Origin of the sequence: Algibacillus agarilyticus, assembly GCF_003286125.1 — a bacterium.
GTDB lineage: Bacteria > Pseudomonadota > Gammaproteobacteria > Enterobacterales > Alteromonadaceae > Algibacillus > Algibacillus agarilyticus.
Genome location: NZ_QMED01000005.1, coordinates 130,996 through 151,861, shown reverse-complemented (window position 1 = coordinate 151,861; position 20,866 = coordinate 130,996). Strand labels below are relative to the sequence as shown.

Below are 20,866 nucleotides of genomic sequence, written 5' to 3'. Positions count from 1 at the left end.
ACTCGCATTGGTTAAATTATGCGCTTTATTACACTTTGATGAATAATTCCTTCATTAATAACTAGCAAAAAATAATGCAACGACTAAGATGGTTTATTATAAAAATGATTTAAACGTAAAGTTTAAAATTCGTTTGATATTTATCTACTTAACACATGTCGTGATTGGAAAACATAATGAAAACAGTCAAATCCCTACTTACACTTTCTATTTTAACTGCATTCCCGATGTTGTCATTTGCTTCATCGGTCGATATATATGGCAAAGCTAATTTATCACTACAATCATCTGATGATGGTGATGGCTCTTACCAAGAAATTAAAAGTAATGCTTCGCGCATCGGCTTTAAAGGCTCTAATGAAATAGATAATGGTTTGTTTGTTGTTTATAAAGCCGAGTTTGGTGTTGATATGGATGGAGACAGTGATAAAGGGAGTAGTGTCACTGATCGTAATCAATATATTGGCTTAAAGGGGGCTTTTGGTGAAGTATTGCTTGGCAATAATGATTCAGTATTAAAGCAATCACAAGGTAAAGTCGACATCTTTAATGGTTATAATGGTGATATTAAATCGTTGTTTAAAGGTGAAAATAGAGTTAAAGATTCAATAACTTATAAATCACCTGTATTTAACGCTTTTCAATTTGGGATGACATACATTACTGAAGATGAAGTAGATGCTGAAAATGGTTTATCTTTAGCTGTTTTTTATGGCGATAAATCGCTAAAAAAATCAAACGTATATGCCGCGATTGCGGTTGATAATGATGTCAAAGAATATGATACAACTCGTGTGACACTTGCCACTAAGCTTGCTGATATCAAACTTGGCGGTATGTTCCAAACTCAAAAAGACATGAGCGGTGCCAAGATGGATGGTATTATGCTTTCAGCAAAATACACCTTGGATAAAGTCGATTTAAAAGCTCAAGTGCAAACGGCTGATTATGAAGACGATACCAGCAAAAAAGGATTTTCGCTTGGCGCGGATTATAAACTGGCGAGTAGTACTAAATTATATGCTTTTTATACGTCGTTTGATATGGATAATGATGTTGACCAAAAATATCTCGCATTAGGTATAGAATATAAATTTTAAACCTTAAGCTAATTGTTTATTAATCAGAGAGTAATTTTAATGATTAACTCTCTAATTAATTTACATTAATAATAAGCGTTGATTGTTTCTCGTTTTTAAATTGATGTCGATGTTTGTTAGTTAAGTAGTGACGTGCGCCCCCTACTCTAATTTGTGTATTTATTAAAATTAATTGTGGATCGTGTTCCATGATTACAATGTCACTTAGCAATATAAAATTTAAACCATGTGCCTTGTCGCCATCCATTATTGTTGGAAAACCTTGTATGTCTTATTTTAAAGTTCTGTGGCTATTTAAATACACAGTGGTTGCGTTAATTTTTTTCTCGCACAGTGTAAATGCCGTAGAATTAGCTTGGCTTAAAATATCTGAATCGAATAATAAAAATTGGTCTGTGAATTTTTCAAATAATGAACAGTTATCGATGGAGTTAAAATCGAAACAAGCGATTGATAACGAAAAAAGAATTTTTGTTATTTTACCAAAAAAATCAAATAGTTACATACTTGCTATTAATAAATTTTTAGAAAAGTTAGGCCAAAGTGAAATATCAGCGCACATATCTGTATTTAATTTTGACAAAAAAAATCAGCTTGGGTTAAATATTCTTGCCTTAGCTAAAGAGCAAAAAATTGATTTAATATTCTCTATTGGGTCCGAAACCGCTTTGCTAGTTAATAAACATTTTAAAGGTGAAGCCATACCGGTTGTGACCGCTATAAATAAAGACCCTGTTTTATTAGGTTTTGTAGATGACTATACTTCACCGAGTAATCACAATATTGCATACACGACGTTAAATATCCCTCTTTCTGTGCAATTAAACTATTTAAAAACGTTAAAACCTAATTTAAAAGCGATTGGTTTAATTTATAACAATACACATAATGCTGTTTTGCAAACCGAAGTTCTCCCTATGAAAAAAACCTTTAAAAAAATGGGGATCGAAATTATAGATATTGAAGTTAGCTCAAGAGAAACAGCGAAAACCGAATTACAACAACAATTTCCTAGTGCAATAAAACAACTACAAAATATTGATACTGACCTTAATGATACACTTTTCTGGTTAACGAGTAGTACCGCCGCTTTTTCTGAAATTGCCACTATTAACCAATTTGCTCAAAATATACCTGTGATTGGGTCTATTCCAAACATTGTCAAACCGGGTGATAACAGTGCTGTTTTAGGTATTGGTATTGATCGCCGAAATAATGCCTTGTTAGCCAGTATTTATGCGATAAAAATCTTAAGAAAAGAGTTAAACGTTGAAGATTTGCCAGTGGGCGTAGTATCGCCACCTGACATTGCTATTAACTTTAGAGTTGCTAAGAAAATCGGCTTAAAAATTCCTTTCGATTTTTTTGAAAGTTCTGATTTTATTTATAATTATGAAGGCAAGACCGCAAGAGCCTTTGGTGAAAACATACAATGAATGCTTTTAAAATGCAGGTTTTACAGTTTCTTAATAACTTAAAAATTAGTTTACCCACCATTTTTGTTTCAGCTTTGACTTTGTTATTACTCAGTTATGTGGGTTTTTGGGAGTCAAATAAACAAAGTAAGCAATTCCAAGCGTCTAAACTTTCAACACAGGGCGAGGTTATTAAAAACTCGGTCGAATCATTCTTAAATGCGGGGCAACCATTAACGCAATACAGTGCATTTAAGCAATTATCGGCAACCCTGCTCGATTCTGATCCCAGTATTGAGCACATAGTGATTAGAAACACAGTTCAAAAAGTGATTTTTTCGACCCTAAATGACGATCAAATAATTTCTAATGAACAATACCCTCTTAGTGATCTAACACTTAATAACAGTAGTTATACCGTTTATGAAAACGACCAAACCATTAAGTTAACTACGCCACTTGAAAGCTCGTTTGAAAGTGCGGGCGTACTTGAAATAGCAGCTGATAAATCAAAGCTCTTAGGTCCATCTAATAAATTATATGATAAGGTTTTCAATCTATTTTTAATGACTATTATTGTATTTTCTTTTTTTGTTATTTTACTTGAAACACTTAACTTAAATAACAAAGCAAGAATTTTAAAATTTGGTTATGCGATTTGTTTTATCTTCATTTCTACGGTTATTGTAACGACTGTTTTGAAAATATATGAAGACGGTGCGCAAGCTAAAGCTCAAGCCTTAACGGATTCAATGGTCGCTCGTTTAAATTCTGTACTGGCACTTGATATTAATATTGATGATATATCGGGGATCGAGCAAACGTTTATTGCGTATAAGAATAATAACCCCGATATTAGAGAAATAGCTTTAATACAGAATGGTGTTTGGAAATATCACACGGATATTGCAAAAATTGGCGAGACTAACTATTTAGATAATGATGTTTTTGAATATTCAATTCAGCTCAATGGCACAGAAAAACCGGTTCATGATGAATTGTACATTTCTGTTTCGATTCCTGTTGATGTGGTTAATCAAGCCATCTTAACCAGTGTTAATGAGTTTATTACGTTGATTGTCGCTTGTGGTTTAATTTCATTTATTTTTATAAATGCAAGCACCAGTATTTCTTCATTATTAAAACCATCTCAAACTGACCCGCACAGTAAATTATTCGATAATTTGCAAATAATTAAATCAGCCTATTTTTTAATTGTTTTTGTGCATGCACTTTCAGTTTCTTTCTTGCCTCATCTTGTTAAAGAGTTAGCGAGTGTAGAAGCTAGCCTTTTTGCGAGTAGCTCTTTACCTTTCACTGCTTACTATGCCATGTTCGCTTTAGTTTTAATTCCAGCTGGGCAATACGCCGAAAAAGGTTCATTAAAGATGTTAATGCTTATTGGCGCTTTATTGGAGTTGATAGGTTTAATTTTCATTATATTTTTAGACAGCTATTGGGCGATAGTTATTGCTCGCGCAATTTCTGGAGCGGGCCAAGGTTTCTTTTTAATTGGTTTGCAGTCTTATTTATTGGTTGTGACACCGAAAGATAAACGAACACAGGGTTCTGCAGTTAAAGTCATCGGCCGAAACACTGGGCTTATATCAGGGACTGCGATTGGTGCGTTGATTTTCTCGTTTACTGATTTTGAAACCGTATTTGTTATTGGTTCATCAATTAGCTTATTTGCGATGTTGTATATGTGGTTTTTGATCATTGATGTTAAAGAAACATCTGATGAAAATACTAAAAAAATCACTTTTTCACGTATGTTTCACAATGTACTTAATTCACTTAAAGACAGTGAGTTTGTAAAATCTTTATGCCTAATTGCCATTCCTGGCAAAATGGCAATTACTGGCGTTATTATGTTTGCAACGCCTTTGATGCTTATTAATAATCAATTTACGCCAGGCGAAATTGGTCAAGCATTAATGTTGTATTACATTGCATCAATCATTGCGACTCATTACGCATCTAAATGGGTCGATAAAAAAGATATTTCTTATGCGATCATTTTTTCTAGCGCTATTATTGGTGGTTTAAGTATCATTTTATTAGGCCTATTAGGAACGGAATCATTAAAAGCAGTGGATGTGAGTAATCATTTTGATCTTTATTTAATAGCACATTATTTACAGTCTTTTATATCGATGACTGATATACCTTGGTTATTAGATGGCTTAATCATTCTGAGTATTACTGTGGCCGGTATCTCTAATGGATTTCTAACCTCACCGGTTATTACCTATATTAATAAAACGCCAATCGCCCATAAAAACGGCATAAAATCTACCACTGCTACGTATACTTTTCTTGAGCGTGGTGGACATACTATTGGTCCCTTAGTTATTGGTTCATTGTTAGCGATGACTAATCAAAATCAAATCGCCATTGCCTATTTTGGGATAATAATGGCTGTTTGTGGTTTACTCTTTTTCTTTTTACCCTCAAAGTTAGCGAAATAATTTGTGATTATCAAAAAAAAACGTTCCCTCTATTTAACGATTCTTAGGTACTTTTCATTTCTAGTTATCGTGACAGGGGGCGCTGCAGGGGCTAGCTTTTATTATGGTAGTGCACAAATAGTATTAGAATATTCTGACAATAATTCTAAACATATCACCGACAAGGTTATAAATCAGACAACGCATTATTTAAATACTCCGGCAGAACAAGGTAAAGTAATCAGTCAATTAATTACTGAAGCTCCTATCATTGATGCTCATGAAAATATATGGCGTTATATGTGGCAACAAATGCAAGTGTTACCTCAAGTACAGTCAATTCATGTAGCGGATGAAGAAGGTAGTTATGTGCAAGTGCGCCGAGATCCTCAATTAGCCACTCGCTATATTGATAGAAGTACGACCAAACTTAATGAGTTATGGGTTTATCGTGATGCTGAATATAACCGTCTTAATTCGGAAGAAAAAAAGCCTACTTTTGACCCAAGAAATCGGCCTTGGTATATGAATACGCTTATTGAGCAAAAGACATATTGGACCGATGTTTACCTATTTACTACAGCACAAACACCCGGTATATCCGCTACGTTTCCATTACTTGATAGTGATGATAATAAACGAGGTGTTATCGGTATTAATATTCCGCTTGAAAGTTTGTCGGTTTTCTTATCTGAGCTAAATCTAGATAAAAAGGGTCATGTTTTTATCACTAATGCGAATCATGAAATTATTGCCTTTCCTGACACTAATCTAATAACGACTTTGTTGCCTGATAGCGGTTTAAGGCGTGTTGCCTTAGTTTATGAATTACCGCAAAAATGGTTACGAAATGCATATGATCATTATAGAGAAACCGGTGAAACTAAGTTTTTTTCTGAAACCGATGATAAAACTTATATTATTAATGTAGCCCCCTTTCCTAAATCTTTCCCTACTAAGTGGCAAGTTTTTGTTGTTATGCCAGAAAAAGAAGTCTTAGGATCCGTTAATCAAGTTTTATTACAAACGCTACTTATCTTTTTATCTATTTTTGCTTTGTCTCTACTTGTCATTCTATTTTTCTCTCAACGTATTACTAAACCTATCAAAGCATTAACGATTGAGACTGAAAAAATTCGTAACTTTAATTTAGATGATATTCAGCGAGTTAGAACGAATATTTCAGAAATTCACTCAATGAGTAATGCTATTATATCGGCTAAAACAGGTCTGCAATCATTTAGAAAGTATGTTCCAGAAGTGTTAGTTAAACAATTAATCGATTTAGGGGAACAAGCCAAAATTGGCGGTCAAGAAACAGAGGTGACTATTTTCTTCTCTGACATTGCTAATTTTACATCGATTGCAGAACGTATACACCCACAAGATTTAATGCTGCATTTATCTGAGTATTTTGAAGAACTAAGTATGATTATTGTTAAAAATAACGGCACGATAGATAAGTATATTGGTGATGCGATTATGGCATTTTGGGGTGCACCAATTCATCATGAAAGAACACCGTATGATGCTTGTAAATCTGCTTTGTTATGTCAAAAACGAAATAAATTATTAAACGAACAATGGATTAAAGATCGTAAACCCGTTTTGAAAACGCGTATAGGTTTGCATACTGGTCGCACGATTGTCGGTAATGTTGGGTCTAGTGTCAGAATTAACTACAGTGTGCTTGGAGATTCAGTTAATTTAGCTGCCCGTTTAGAAGGGATTAATAAGCTTTATGATACTGAAATTATTATTAGTGAAAATACATATCATTTAGTTAAAGATAGTTATAAATGTCGTATGCTGGATATCGTTGCAGTTAAAGGTAAGCAAATTGGTGTGCAGATTTATGAGTTACTGCATGAAATTGATGAACAAGAACCTGAACTTAAATACCCTATTGAATTTTATGAGACTTATGAATTAGCTTTAAAGGATTATTTGAATAAAAATATATCGAGTGCAATGGATAAACTTTATATCTGCCAAGAAATAGCTCAACATGACAAGTCTGTTTTGAAGCTATTGGCATCGTGTAAACAATTCATCGAAAAAGGTGACACAATTCCTGAACATTGGGATGGGATCACAACATTACACGAAAAGTGATTTGCCCATCATTTATAGTTGATGATTGTCCGACTGATATGCATATTAAGTTTATAGTGGTTTAGTTGTTGGTGCGTCAAACTTTAGATTTAATCCTGTAATATTTATCTAGAAATAACCTATCAGGATCAATAGGTTATTTCTGACTCGGGTATAAATTATTGGTTTGATGTATCTTGTGGTTGTGGTACATCATTTGTCACTATTAATAATAGTAGCCCTATTAATGGTGTTAACAGTAATGAACCAAAAGTTAAGCCCCAAAACCCTAGGCTACGTTTACGGCCTAAATAACCAATGACTAAACTACAAAAAAACGTTGCAACAAAAATTAATAACATGGAGCCTCCTAATTATAAACAGGTTTACGTATCATCATCATGAGCCAGATCCGGTTCACTTGATGTGTTTTTGATCGTATTAGTATCGTCATCGCTAACAAAAATTAATTTACCATCTTTATCTCTAATTAGTTTCTGGATAGAGTAATCTATATTTGTACTCTCACCATCAAAGAAACTATAGCTACCTAATAAGCTAAACCATAATGGCAAACGATAATTGAGCGCTTCACTGACCCTTATCGGAACGGCCGTTTTTGCACTCGCAACGCCTTGTGCATACAGACGAACACTGTCATACCCCATCATAGCTGACACATCTGCTTGGCTGTTAAAGCGTTTATTAAATTTATCTTTAAAGCGTTTTACCTGATAGTCATTACTGCGATCAAGTGTTGTAGTTCGTGTGCCAATACCGTGCTCACCGACTATTTTGATAAATTCAGGAGATGAATTAAACTCGCCTTCGCCTAAAAACGGCTGAAGAACCCCAATTTCGCGCGCAAAATGAATAACTCGAGCCGCAAGTGTGGGTGGCATCAATAAAATAATCGCATCAGTATCGTTTGTCCGTAATTCAGCTAAAGAGGCTCTTAAACGTCCTTTATGACCTAAATTAAAATTCCCGCCCATCAGTTGCATTGCATAAGAGCCTGCTAATTCAATTTTTATCGATTTCTCTTTTGTTTTTGGATCTTCGCAAATTATTTTAGTGTTAGTTTTTTTACCTGTATTTGAATCAGCCTCTAAACACACTAATTCATTAGTAATTAATTCAATTATTTCACTCTTATGCGCCGTATCCATATAGGTTATAAAAATTGTTTCCCATTTTTGACGTCTTATTTCGGCAACAATTTTCTTGGCTAAGATTCGGCTAGGTGGTAACAGTTGAAAATATAAATCATTGGCTAGCCAATCAATACTTGAATTGCTTGAACTTGCATTCATCACCAGTACACCGTGATCTTGATAAACAACAACCGATGACAACGTTGATTCAACTGGGATATCTGCGCTAATAACCGCAGATATGTTTGTTCTAGCGACCACTTTATGAGCGATATCAGAGCCGGCTAATTGTTTAGCATTCCTATAACGACCTTCTAGCATCGATTTATCAACATTATGTTTTTCTAAAAATGTAGATGCCTCGGTAAAGTGCAAATTAAGTTGATGAGCGTCAATGCCCCCTGCCATGTTAATCTCTTCAGCTGCTAGTATTGCGCCATCACGAAATTGTTGTTTATCTTTATGCCATATAACGCCCACATCAATTGGCTTACCGGCTTCATAGTTGTTGTTAATTGCTACTGTACGATGTTCTGCACTGATGCCGGGCATTAATTTTTCGCAACCTATTAAACCCATCAACAAGCTGGATAAACATAATGATTTACATAATAAATAATTATGTTTCAGGCTGAAATTTATCATTTATCACCCAGTATAATTGGCAGTCCACCATCACCTGAGCCGATAACCACGACTTTACTATTAGGTGATTCAGATAATTCTAATGTTGCTTTAATACCTAACCATTTCAATAATGGTTCATTCAGGGTTGGCGAGATAGCTTCTTGATAAAGCTTAATCCCACTTGCTTCAATAATTTTGCGTTTCTTTTCTTCTTCTTCTGTTTGAAGTTTAAAGGCATAGGCTAATAGCTCTTGCTCGTTAACCAATTTAGCTTCAATTGAGGCTTTCACGCTATCAGGTAAAATAACTGAACGAATAATAATATCGTCGACATGTATATATTTACGGCCTACTTCTTCTAACGCCAGTGTAATAATTTCGCTTAATACGCCTTTTTTATTGGTATAAACATCTTCTGGTGTTAACCCGCCAATGTTCTGTCTTAAAACAGATTCAATTTGCGGTAAGATTATTTTATTCGGGTAGTCAGGCCCGACTCTTTGATGGAGCACACCTAGTAATTCATATATGGGTTGATACCGAATGGCTAACGCGAGTTTGATGGGTAAACCTGAGCTAGTGAGTACCTCAAAATCATGTAATATTACCTGCATACGGGTATCGTAAACATACATTGTATTAAGAGGTAAAATCATGTGTAAACCTTCAGGGTACACATAATCTGTAACGGTACCACTGGATAGTAATCGATAAATTACACCCGCCTCTCCTGGTTTTATAAACACTAAAATACGTGGCCATAACGCGACAAAAATGAGAATAACAACTAAAAATAATACAATAAAGTAAGGTATATGGTCTTTAAACCAACGTTTAATCTTATTCATCTAATTTCCTACGACTTTTCTTCTTTTTATTAAACGACACTTATTTACTCCTTAAGTGAGGGCGTAAAGGTAAAACTGCGGAAAATATCATTAATTACCCCTTGAGCTTTCATTTCTAACAATGCGTTATCTAGTTGGTCATATACCGATTGTTTTTGTGGGTTTTGAGAATATAAAAAATGTAACCCAGGGGTGTCATCAATCGTAAATTCAGCATATTTTACAGGACTCGCACCAATAGACTTTAATTGTTGCTCCATCAAACGTTTACTACTTACAACCATGACATCAATTTCATTTCTGTTAAATGCCATAACCATTAATTCGACACTTAAGTATGGTTTTTTTATAAATGTCTTTGATTGTTGAAAATCGTTGCTAAAGTGGTTGCCTTTTTGATAGCCAACCTTTAGATCTTTGAGGTCATCCAGCTTAGTGATCGATTTTGTTTCTTCATTATGTAAAGCCAAGTAGATAGAGCGCTTCTTGGTCATCAAGCTCACACTATAACGATATAATCTCTGTCTTTCAGCTGTTTTAGAGCGTATATGCGGCACAATATCGATAGTGGTATCTAATAATCCGGCTAGGCTGGCTGATAAAGCCGCTTGTTTCCATTCTACTTCATAACCAATTTTACTCGCGGCTTCTTCTAATACGAAACGTAGAGGGCCAGAAAAGTGGTTTTCGGAATAAAGATACATTGATGGTGGTTTATCTCTGTATGTTGCAACGAGTTTGGGTTTATTTGAAGGGTTATTTATAAGTGCGTTGTTATTTTCTGTAATATAATCATCAATCAAAACGCTTAACTTGTAACGGTGTTCGTGCACAAAGTATCCGCCGACCACGATTAATAAAATGAGCGTAATAATAAATAATCCAAAGTAACGTGAGTTACTAAAATTAGTTAAGCCACTTTTAATATTAAACACCTTATCTTGTCTCCCAAATGGACAGCAACTTAATTTTTTTAATGGCCATTTTCAATATACTCAGATAATTCACCTTCATCCATTTTTAAAACGCGATCCGCTTGTGAGAAATATTTATCATCATGTGTTACTGCGATAATCGTTTTACCTTGTGCTTTTAGATCGGGTAATAATTCTTCATAAAAATGTTTACGGAATCCAGGATCCTGATCCGCGGCTAGCTCATCAAATATATAGATTTGCTTATCTTCTAGAATGGTGTTGATGTAAGCTAAACGTTTGCGCTGTCCTGTTGATAAATCGGTATTCGTGAAAGCACCGTTTTTAAATTGGGTTTTATTTTCAAGGCCCATATCTTTTATTAACAATTTAACTTTATTTTTGTCGATATCTTGAATGCCATATAGGCGGTCAAATAAGTGGAAATCTGTAAAAATAATGGCAAATAACTCTCTGTAATCAGCATAAATATCTTGATCTAAAACTTCTTCGTTAACGGTAATTTCACCTTCTTTAGGGTAATATAAACCCGTTAATAATTTTAATAATGTTGATTTACCACTGCCGTTTCCTCCGATGATGAACACAATTTCACCAAAGTTTAAATCTAGATTTATCGGCCCCACTTTAAATTGAGCGCTGCCTTCTTTATCGATATAACTAAAGCGAACATCTTTAAAGCTTATGTGCTTAAATGTTAATGGTTTATGCTCAGGTGGTTCGCCAGTTTGAAAACCTTGTGATGCGTCATCTACCTTTTTTTCTAAATTACGCAAGTTGTTAACTGCCACATCAGCCTTGATAAATAAGGGTAATGAGCCAAATAATAAGTTTAATGGACCCATAATAAAGAGTATTGACGCGGTTAACTTAATGATGATTGATGAATCAGCCCCGTTAAAATAAGGCCAAATGAATAAAATAGTGGCAATTAATACATAGAAGAAGATTTCTGAAAACATCATTACGAATACGGAATTAATGCCCGCTCGACTTTTTAATGTTTTTACATCGGTAGCAATAGAATCTTGGTGTTCATACAGATCATGACTTTTAACACGATTTAGTTTTATTTCTTTAAAGCCAGATAAAGTGTTGTTTAACGCATCAAAAAATAAAATTTCATGTTGTGTCGCGGATTGTAAATCGTTCATTATATGTTGTCGTTTGAGCATGAATACCCAACCACCTAAACCAATCGCGACGATAGTTAATAAAAAACCAGTAGGCGTTAGCCAAGCAACATATACCATTGTAAATATCAACATGATTGCGGCTTGAATAGAGGCAAAAACAACGGTTGCGCTTTGTGATATTTGAACCGTATCTTGTGCAAGGCGATTATATATTTCGCTTTGGCCGGTTTTTTCAATAAAACTTAATTCGGTATGACGAATTTTATCTGATATCCGCATCCTGACTTTATATAAAACTTCCTCCACTAAAACGGCTGCTTTTTCAAGTGTGTACTTTTTGGTATATACCAATAGCGTTAGTAAAATAACAAATAATGCTAAATAATAAAATTGCAGATAAGCTGATTCGGCGAATTCACCTACCATGCCAGCACCATGATTGATCACGCCTAATAATAAGCCATTCGTTACGCCCGATATAACTGAAAATATGATGAGTTTTTTGCGTGGATATTCGGCTTCTTGGTCAATAAGTTCAAGAAGGCGCTTGGCCGGAAGATACTTTAAAAGCATTTGATACCTGTTATTCGGAACTAAAAATTATGGCATAAACTCTGATTAAATTTATACCATAAACAATGTTAAATCGCTGAAAAACATACCAGTTTGAATGCGCTAACTGGTATGTTTGATTATTACTTAGTTGTCGTTGTACCTGTACTTTTGCTTTTGCCATCGGTACTTTGATGTGTTGCTTTTGCATCAGCTACAGCTTGATCTATTTCACCAGATTCATTGGCTTCAGCAACGACGGCTTTACCTTTTTTGAATTCTTGTTCAAAGTAATCACGCACTTTATCAGCATCAAATGTTAAGAACGTTCCGCCAGATTCAAAATGTTGGATAAACACTCGGCCTAAACCATAAGTAGTTGCACCACTAACAGTTGGCATGGCGAGTGAACCTATCATTGTTCCTACTCCCGGAATTGCTTTGATCGCACTCGAGGCTACTCGAGAAACTGATAAAGCAACCGTTCCGCCAATGACTGATGAGATAGAAGAACGAACTAATTCTTCTTTAAAAGGTACGTCGTATATAGCCGCTAAACTATGTAGCATTTTTAATTGGATACCCGTAACTGCAACTAAATCGACTGCTGGTACAGGGATCAAACTAGGGATCACAGAGCCGATTGCATAGTTACGCACGACTTTATTGGCTTGTTCAATTTGGCTTTCCGATGTTTCATGTTCTGATTCATCGTCTTTTATTTCTTCGACTACAGCATTCATCTTTATTCCTTCCTATGTTTAGCGCAAGCTGAAGAATCAACTTGCTATATCGCTATTTTCTCTATGACAGAAAACAACACTGTGTAAAACAAACTTACCGTTACCGCACATCGAGTTTGTATTTCAATCTAGTTAGCATACTGTATACGTTTTTTATTTAAATAAAACGATAATGTGCCAATATATCAAAATAACATTCCCAATTTCTTAAATGACCGCATGTCACGTATTAACCCATTTCTTGCATTAACATTTCTGCCAGTTCTGACTCGGAGAGGTCATCAAATATCGCTCCTTCATCAGCAACTTCTGGCGCTTGTTGCTCAGTTGTATCAACAAATAAGGTTTCTACTAAATAAGCTGCCATTCGTCTGATCGTTGGATGGTCAAAAGCTAGCGTTGATCTTAATTTACAGCCTGTATCTCGTTCCAATCGATCTTTTACTTCAACTGCAGTTAAAGAGTCCATACCAAGATCAAATAACCCTTTATCGACATCTAATTGTTGTGCTAAATCAACCTGCAGCATATCTTTCACTAATTTAAGTAGGTAATTCTCTACCCACTTTTTTCGTTTTTCTATAGTCATATTCGTCAGTTCTTTTACGAATAATGGCTGTTTAGTTTGAGTGGTTTCTAATGTTTGTTGTTTAAAAGTATTTGTGAAATTACGTAAAAAGCCTTGTTGTCCGGCTAACTCACTTATTCGTTTTGTTTGAATCGGGGCGACGACTAATTGGGCATATTGAGCCGCATTGTCCATAGAAAAAGCTAAAGCACTCAAGCCATCTGTTGGCGCTATAGTGTCGTAACCTTGTGAATTTAGGCGTTGTTTGTGATGATTTTCCATATTGGCGGCCATACCGACATCACTCCATGGTCCCCAGTTGATACTTAACGCAGGTAGGCCTTGTTGATGACGGTAATGTGCTAAAGCATCTAAAGCTGCATTTCCAGCAGCATAAGCCGCTTGTCCAGCTGAACCAAAAACGGACGCAACAGAAGAAAAGAAGACGACATGTTCAGGTGAACATGCGGTTAATGCTTCATGTAAATTCCAAGCACCTAATAACTTAGGTAATAAAACTCGATTAAAATCGGTATTATTCAAGTTTTGTATAAAACCATCATCGCGTGTCCCTGCAAGATGGAAAACGGATTGTATATTTCCCCGTTGCCTTGCATTATTGATTAATTGTTTTACGTCTTCAATTTCCGTTGCATCACACACTTGGGTTTCTATATTAATGCCTTGTTGTATTAGATTGTTATAAAAGGCTTTTGATTTATCTGTTGGTTTATTCCTTCCCGCAATGATGATATTTTTAGCACCACAATCGATTAGCCATTGAGTTATTATTAACCCTAAGCCACCATGACCACCTAAAATAACTTGAACATCATGACTTTTTAATGCAATTGGGTTTTGTGGCGTTATAAAAGGCACGCTAGCTAAAGTAGGTGCATAAAATGAACCTTGGCGCTTAGTTACTTGGGTCTCATTTTCATCTTCAGTGAGAAGATAATCAGCAGTACCTTGCAATTCGATTTCGCCATCTAAGTCTAAACAACGGACAGATAATTGCGGTTGTTCGTGTTTCAATGCTGCAGCTATTCCCCAAAAAGGCGCATGTGAAATATTGATGTTATTCGCAAGTACATTTTGACTATTTTGAGTAATTAACGCTAAGCGCATATCTGAATCATCATGTTTGATTAACGCTTTTATAACCGCTAAAAACTGCTGACAACCTAGGCTTATGTTTTCTAATTCGCATTCAGTGGGGATAAATACAACATTTTTGATCGACGTTGAATCGGCTAATATTTTTGTTACATCGGTTGTTATTTGGTCTGCCGTGTTTAAGTTATCAAGTGTATAAACGTTTTTATCTTTTGTGTTAACGTGTTGGCTGAGTGTATTGATTAATGGATGTTCTCCAATAAAAAGGCAGTCTCCTTTTCTTGTTTTAGTTGTATCTAAATCAACACGTTGCCACTGAGTGTTATAAAACCAATTATCTATTCCTGGCTCAAGCGCCGACCGGATCGCACTTTCATCGGCATGGCGTAATTCTAATCCCTTGGTTTCAATCAAAACTTGGCCGTTTACATCAATTAATTTTATGTCTCCCCGAAAGCGGCCATCTTGGTTGGCATTAATATCCCATTCAGCATGACACCAGAGGTCTGTATTTTCAGGTAATGCGTAACAGGTAAATGAATCAACACAAAATGGAATGACCGTCCCTTTTATCTGTGAAGACATGGCCTCAATCAAGACTTGCCAGTGGGCGTCAATCATACCTGGGTGTAAAGCCATTGCATCTTTAACGTCTAACCCGTCTGGCGGATTGATAGCCGCTAATGCTTGGCTTGTACCGACTTGAATAGTAGATAACCAATCAAAAGTAGTGCCTAACTCGATATTCATGCTTTGCATTTTAGATTGATGTGAAGCAATAGAAATTTGTTTTGTACAACTGGATTTTAAAGCGTCTAAATCAACAAACTTCGGCGATGTGTTTGATTGCGATATCTGTGCGCTAGCATGCTTTAAGAATCCATTTTCTTCCTGCTTTCTATCCTTTGTATAGCTGCTTAATTCACACTGAAATGCGTTATTGGTACCCTCACTCAAAATGACTTGTACATCACGTTTACTCTCAATATTCATAACCATCGGCTTCATAAACATTAAGTTTTCAACTTTCACTTGCGTGTTTGGAAATTGATCGCGTGCTACACGCATCATTTTGCTTGCATACATAGCGCCAGGTGGAATGATGTGATCAAAAACTACGTGGTCAGCTAATACGGGCATCGTTTTAGGCTCAAATACGCATTGATATAAATGCTGTTGTATATGCGGTAACGCAATATATTGGCCTAATAATGGATCAACTTGTTCGGTTTTTGACTGAGTTAATTTTTTATCGGGTTCAATCCAGTGTTTTACTCTTTGCCATGGATAGGTCGGTAAAGATACACGAGAGCCAGATTTACTTTTATTAATATTGTCCCAATCTAAATCATGACCGGCCTGATATAACTTAGCTAACGCTTGCTGTAAGTTTAAATTATCGTCTGCGTTACGTTTTAAACAAGGTAACCAATTATGTATTTTGGTAGACCCTGCTATTTGTAAGCCGAAACTGCTCATGACTGAGTGGGGACCAAGTTCGACAAAAGACCGGTAACCGAGTGATAATGCTTGTTCAATGGCTTGTTGGCAATTAACGGTTTCACTAATGTGTCTTACCCAATAATCAGCGGTTGTTAACTCATGATCAACTGTTTCACCTGTTAGTGTTGAGATAAACTCTATTGTCGGTCTTGATAAAGAGACGGATTCAACAATTTGCTTAAATTCTTGTAAAATTGGCGTCATTAAATCTGAATGAAATGCATGAGATACCACGAGTCTTTTAACGGTAACCCCCGCATTTTCCAACGCATTAATTGCCGCATTTATTTGCGTGCTTTGACCCGATATGACTTGGTTATTAGGGGCGTTATTAGCGGCTACTGAAACGTTAATATTTCCATTGCTTAGTATTGCGCGCAAATCGTTTATATTTGTAAAGACACTGGCCATCTCACCACCCGCAGGTAACGATTGCATTAATCGGCCCCGAGCGGCAACTAATTTCACTGCATCTTCAAGATTTAACACACCTGCACACCACGCCGCAGCGTATTCTCCAATGCTGTGTCCGACTAAAGCCGTTGGATTAACTCCAGACTCTTCCAATAAACTAATAAGTGCTATTTGGATCACAAATAGTGCAGGTTGAGTATAATTTGTTTGATTTATTAATGCGTTTTCGTCTGTCTCATTTACGAACATGACATCAATTAAGTCTTGTTCTAATAACGGTGTAAATAATGCGCAGCATTCATCAACCGCGTTTTTAAAGACTATTTCCGTGTTGTAAAGTTGTTGCGCCATTCCTTTATATTGAGCGCCTTGGCCTGTGAATAAAAAGACGACACCTTTATTTGTTTCTTGACTCGTTAATTGTTTATTAAATGATTCATTGCTTAGTGAACGCTGAAGTTCATTTTTCAATTCAGCTTGAGATGAAGCTACGACAGCAAGTCTACAAGGAAAATGTTCTCGGCCTTTTTGAGCGGTAAAACAGATATCACGCAGTGATTTGTCGGTATTTGTTTCTAGCCAATCTATGTATTTTTTTGTTAATGCCGTTAATGCTGCTGGTGTTTTGGCCGCAAGCGGCAGTATTTCGACTGACGGGGCTATATTAGTCTCTATTTGTTCAGCCGTTAGTTCGGGCGACTCTTCAAAAATAACATGAGCATTGGTTCCACCAATACCTAATGAGTTAACGCCTGCACGGCGAGGAACGCCAGTGTCTTCCCAATCTAGTAATTCATTATTGACAAAGAAAGGGCTGGTTTCAAAATCAATTTGTGGGTTGGGTTTATCATAATGTAATGTTGCAGGTATTTGTTTGTGTTTAATAGCTAATATAGCTTTTAATGCACCGGCAATCCCTGATGCGATACCCATGTGACCGATATTTGTTTTAACAGAGCCTAATGCACAAAATTGATCACGTTTAGAGTCATGCCGTATTGCTTTTGATAATGCTTGTACTTCAATTGGATCGCCTAATGGTGTGCCTGTTCCGTGCCCTTCAATTAAACCTAACGTATCAGCTGATATGCCTGATCTTTCTAATGCTTTGCGAGCTGCAGTATATTCACCCATCATACTCGGTGCAGTGAAGCCCATTTTCTGGCCACCATCGTTGGTCACTGCAGAGCCGCGGATAACCGCATAAATATTGTCTCGGTCTTCAAGCGCTTTATCTAATCTTTTAAGTAAAACGGCGGCTGAGCCACTGCCAAAAATGGTGCCATTCGCATTAGCGTCATATGCGCGACAATGCCCATCCGGTGTCACGAGCATACCTTCGGAATAAAGATGACCTGCAAATTGCGGTAACATTGCGGCACACCCTCCGGCTAATGCAGTCTCGGATTCCCCTGCCCTTAAACTTTTACAAGCTTCATGTATTGCAACGAGCGTGCTAGAGCACGCAGTTTGAACATTTACACTCGGGCCGGTTAAATTAAGTTTATAAGAAACACGCATAGGCAAATAATCTTTGTCATTTGTGATCATGACATTAAAACCATTTGTTGAATCAACTGTTAATAATTCACCTTGATTGTCGTGTTTAACCCAATCACTATTTGCAAATATATTATTTAGTAAATAAGTGTTAGTCCCTGCTGAGGCAAATACGCCGACTTTTTTCATGCTGTCAGGTTTATAACCTGCATCTTCAAATGCTTCCCAAGCCGTTTCTAAAAATATACGTTGTTGGGGATCAATAATACGGGCTTCACGTGCCGAGTATTTCCAAAAATCAGCGTCAAACCCTTCTATATTATTTAAAATGGGTGCTGCATGTACATGGTTGGGGTTGTGAGCTTCTTCAGGCGATAAGCCCGCATTAATGGCTTCATCAGCGGTATAAAATGTAATTGATTCATTGCCGTTTTTCAGGTTATTCCAGAATTGCTGTGGTCCTTCTGCGCCTGGTAAACGGCAGGATACCCCGATAACCGCTATTGCGATATCTTGATCGGCTGCTTCATCTTGATAAGTATTGTTATCTTGCGTATTAATTGTTTCATTTAGTTCAGAATCAAAATATTCGGCCATTAACTGTATTGTTGGGGTGTTAAATAGCTCAACAATGGCAATTTGTCTGCCAATCAGTTTTTCTAATTCAGCTTGAACTTGAAATGCTAATAATGAATGGCCACCTAATTCAAAAAAAGTTTCATCGTAGTTGAGTTCATCTAATTCTAAAACGTCACGCCAAATGTCGGCTATTTTTTCGGTTAATGCTGAGCTAACCTTGTTTTTACGGTTTCTTGTGGTGGTTTTTTCGGGCGCTAAACTGCGTTCTTTAAAAAGACCTTCTTCTAATTGCGTTTTAAGTTTAGGTCTTTGTATTTTACCAATGGCAGTACGGGGAAACTCGTCAACTTCTAAGCGAATCATAATTGAAGGTGATACACCTACAACATGCATTAGTTGGCTTCTAATCGATTTATTTAATGTTTTTAACGTTTCTTTATCTGTTTCAACACAGTGATATAGAATGGCAAGTTGTTCAGTGTTTTTTCCTATTGGCGTTACACCACAAGCGGCAACATTGCCACGTGTTATCATGTCTAATTGCTCTACAGCTCCTTCGATTTCGTGGCAATAAAAATTATTGCCATTAATGATTATGATATCTTTCTCACGACCCGTAATAAATAAATGGCCATTACGAAGATATGCTAAATCACCTGTTGTTAACCAACCATCTGAAATTATTTTTTTATTTAGTTCTGGTTGATTATGATAACCTGAAAAAACTGAAGGTCCTTTTAATTGTAAACGTCCGCTTTGTTCATCTTTAATCGGGTTTTCATTTTCATCAACAATTCTTATTGCTGCCCCCGGAATACAAGGCCCTAGATCGACAAAACTGTCATCATCATGACTGTTCGCTAAAGTGAATCCGGTCGACCAGGTAATTCCTGAACACGTTTCAACCATACCAAAAGCTGGCCTTAGCGCGTTTTCTGGTAATTTGTGTTGTTGTAATAGTCTGATAAAGTCGCGCGCTGTGCGTGTAACAATCGCTTCACCTGCATTAACCATAAAGCGCATGCATGATAAATCCCACTGGCCTTCGGTTATTTCTTTTTTATTTTCTAAAAATAATGAAAACACAAAGTTCGGAGCCCATGATATAGAGACTCGATGTTCATTGATTAAATCTAACCAACGAAGCGGTTTTTGTAATACATAAGCGATAGGGACATGGAATTGGTTGCATTTGAGTGCGACTCCCATAACACCTAAAAAAACCAGCGAACCAGCATGATCCATCGACATCCAATTTAATGTTACATCTTCTGCCGTAAAGCCATTCATTTGTATGGTACCGTCGACCATCGCTAATATATTTTCGTGCGTTTGTGGAACGCCTTTAGGGATGCCGGTGCTGCCTGATGTTAAAAATAAGACGGCAACATCGTTTGGTTTGGATTGATAAAATTGGGTACTAGCAGAATGTTTTTTTAATGACTCTAAGCTGACTATATTGGGTTCAAACGTGTCATGAAGCTGTTTAACATTAGCGATATCGCCGGTTAAATTCTCAGATGTTAAGATGGTCGGTTTAGCAAAATTATGCCATACGTTTACCAGTTTCTGGGTTTGATTTAGGTTATTGTAAGTTAAAGCCACATTGAGAGGAATAGGAATCGCGCCGGCTAAAATACAGCCCCACATGGCATTGAACAAATCACCGGCATCTTCTATTTGCAATAATATTTCTTGGCGAGGTTTGACGCCTGCGGTTTGTAAACCGCCACAAATACAAGATGCCGCTGCAAGTAATTCTCCATAATGCTGGTGTTTTAAACTGCCATCTGTATGAATTGAGACAAAACCTTTGTTTTTATGATCACTTGCTGCGCGTTGCAATAAACTAACGAGTCGAGTATCTGAGACTGAATAGCGTGTTCGTTCACTACCTAAAGCAATTCCATTATGAGTTACTGGTAACGAGTTATCCATTGGCTTGCTAGAATATTCCATCAATAGTGTCCTGAATTATTATTAATAGTTAGCGGTGCTAACTTATTTTTTATTATTTATGCGCACTTAGAAAATTTATCAGATGATTTAAGTCAACCTGCTGAATGCCGCATGTTTTATTTTTATTCAAATTTTATAATTTATTATTGTTCTGGCTTTTATTCTTTTAATGC

Annotated in this window: 11 protein-coding genes; 4 read left to right on the top strand and 7 right to left on the bottom strand. The window is 36.3% G+C overall.

Features of this window, described 5'->3' with window-relative positions:
- Positions 1-176 precede the first annotated feature (176 nt).
- From DPX34_RS06335 to DPX34_RS06320, 4 genes are all read left to right on the top strand, one after another.
- Positions 177-1,100, top strand: a complete 924-nt coding sequence (locus DPX34_RS06335) for a porin (protein WP_111977572.1) — start codon at positions 177-179, stop codon at positions 1,098-1,100.
- 266 nt (positions 1,101-1,366) lie between these two features.
- Positions 1,367-2,536, top strand: a complete 1,170-nt coding sequence (locus DPX34_RS06330; protein ID WP_157964636.1) for an ABC transporter substrate-binding protein — start codon at positions 1,367-1,369, stop codon at positions 2,534-2,536.
- On the top strand, positions 2,533-4,986 hold the full coding sequence (locus tag DPX34_RS06325; protein ID WP_111977570.1) for an MFS transporter: 2,454 nt from the start codon (positions 2,533-2,535) through the stop codon (positions 4,984-4,986). The genes DPX34_RS06330 and DPX34_RS06325 overlap by 4 nt, the downstream gene beginning before the upstream one ends.
- 69 nt (positions 4,987-5,055) lie before the next feature.
- On the top strand, positions 5,056-7,080 hold the full coding sequence (locus tag DPX34_RS06320; RefSeq protein ID WP_111977569.1) for an adenylate/guanylate cyclase domain-containing protein: 2,025 nt from the start codon (positions 5,056-5,058) through the stop codon (positions 7,078-7,080).
- A 158-nt stretch (positions 7,081-7,238) separates the two neighbouring features.
- Here DPX34_RS06320 and DPX34_RS06315 read toward each other — a convergent pair whose 3' ends face one another.
- From DPX34_RS06315 to DPX34_RS06285, 7 genes are all read right to left on the bottom strand, one after another.
- The gene (locus DPX34_RS06315) at positions 7,239-7,421 is read right to left on the bottom strand and encodes a hypothetical protein (RefSeq protein WP_111977568.1); all 183 of its coding nucleotides are present in this window, start codon (positions 7,419-7,421) and stop codon (positions 7,239-7,241) included.
- Between the two features lie 24 nt (positions 7,422-7,445).
- Positions 7,446-8,765: a type 1 periplasmic-binding domain-containing protein gene (locus DPX34_RS06310; protein ID WP_157964634.1), complete on the bottom strand. Its 1,320-nt coding sequence runs from the start codon at positions 8,763-8,765 to the stop codon at positions 7,446-7,448.
- Between the two features lie 89 nt (positions 8,766-8,854).
- Complete coding sequence (locus DPX34_RS06305) at positions 8,855-9,688, bottom strand: prohibitin family protein (protein ID WP_111977566.1); 834 nt, start codon at positions 9,686-9,688, stop codon at positions 8,855-8,857.
- Positions 9,689-9,732: 44 nt separating this feature from the next.
- Complete coding sequence (locus tag DPX34_RS06300; protein ID WP_111977565.1) at positions 9,733-10,623, bottom strand: substrate-binding periplasmic protein; 891 nt, start codon at positions 10,621-10,623, stop codon at positions 9,733-9,735.
- A 38-nt stretch (positions 10,624-10,661) separates the two neighbouring features.
- A complete protein-coding gene (locus DPX34_RS06295) occupies positions 10,662-12,332 on the bottom strand; it encodes a cyclic peptide export ABC transporter (protein WP_111977564.1) in 1,671 nt (556 codons plus the stop codon).
- Positions 12,333-12,454: 122 nt separating this feature from the next.
- On the bottom strand, positions 12,455-13,054 hold the full coding sequence (locus DPX34_RS06290) for a YcjF family protein (RefSeq protein WP_111977563.1): 600 nt from the start codon (positions 13,052-13,054) through the stop codon (positions 12,455-12,457).
- Positions 13,055-13,283: 229 nt separating this feature from the next.
- Entirely contained in the window at positions 13,284-20,693 is a 7,410-nt protein-coding gene (locus DPX34_RS06285) for a type I polyketide synthase (protein WP_111977562.1), read from the bottom strand.
- Between the last annotated feature and the right edge of the window lie 173 nt (positions 20,694-20,866).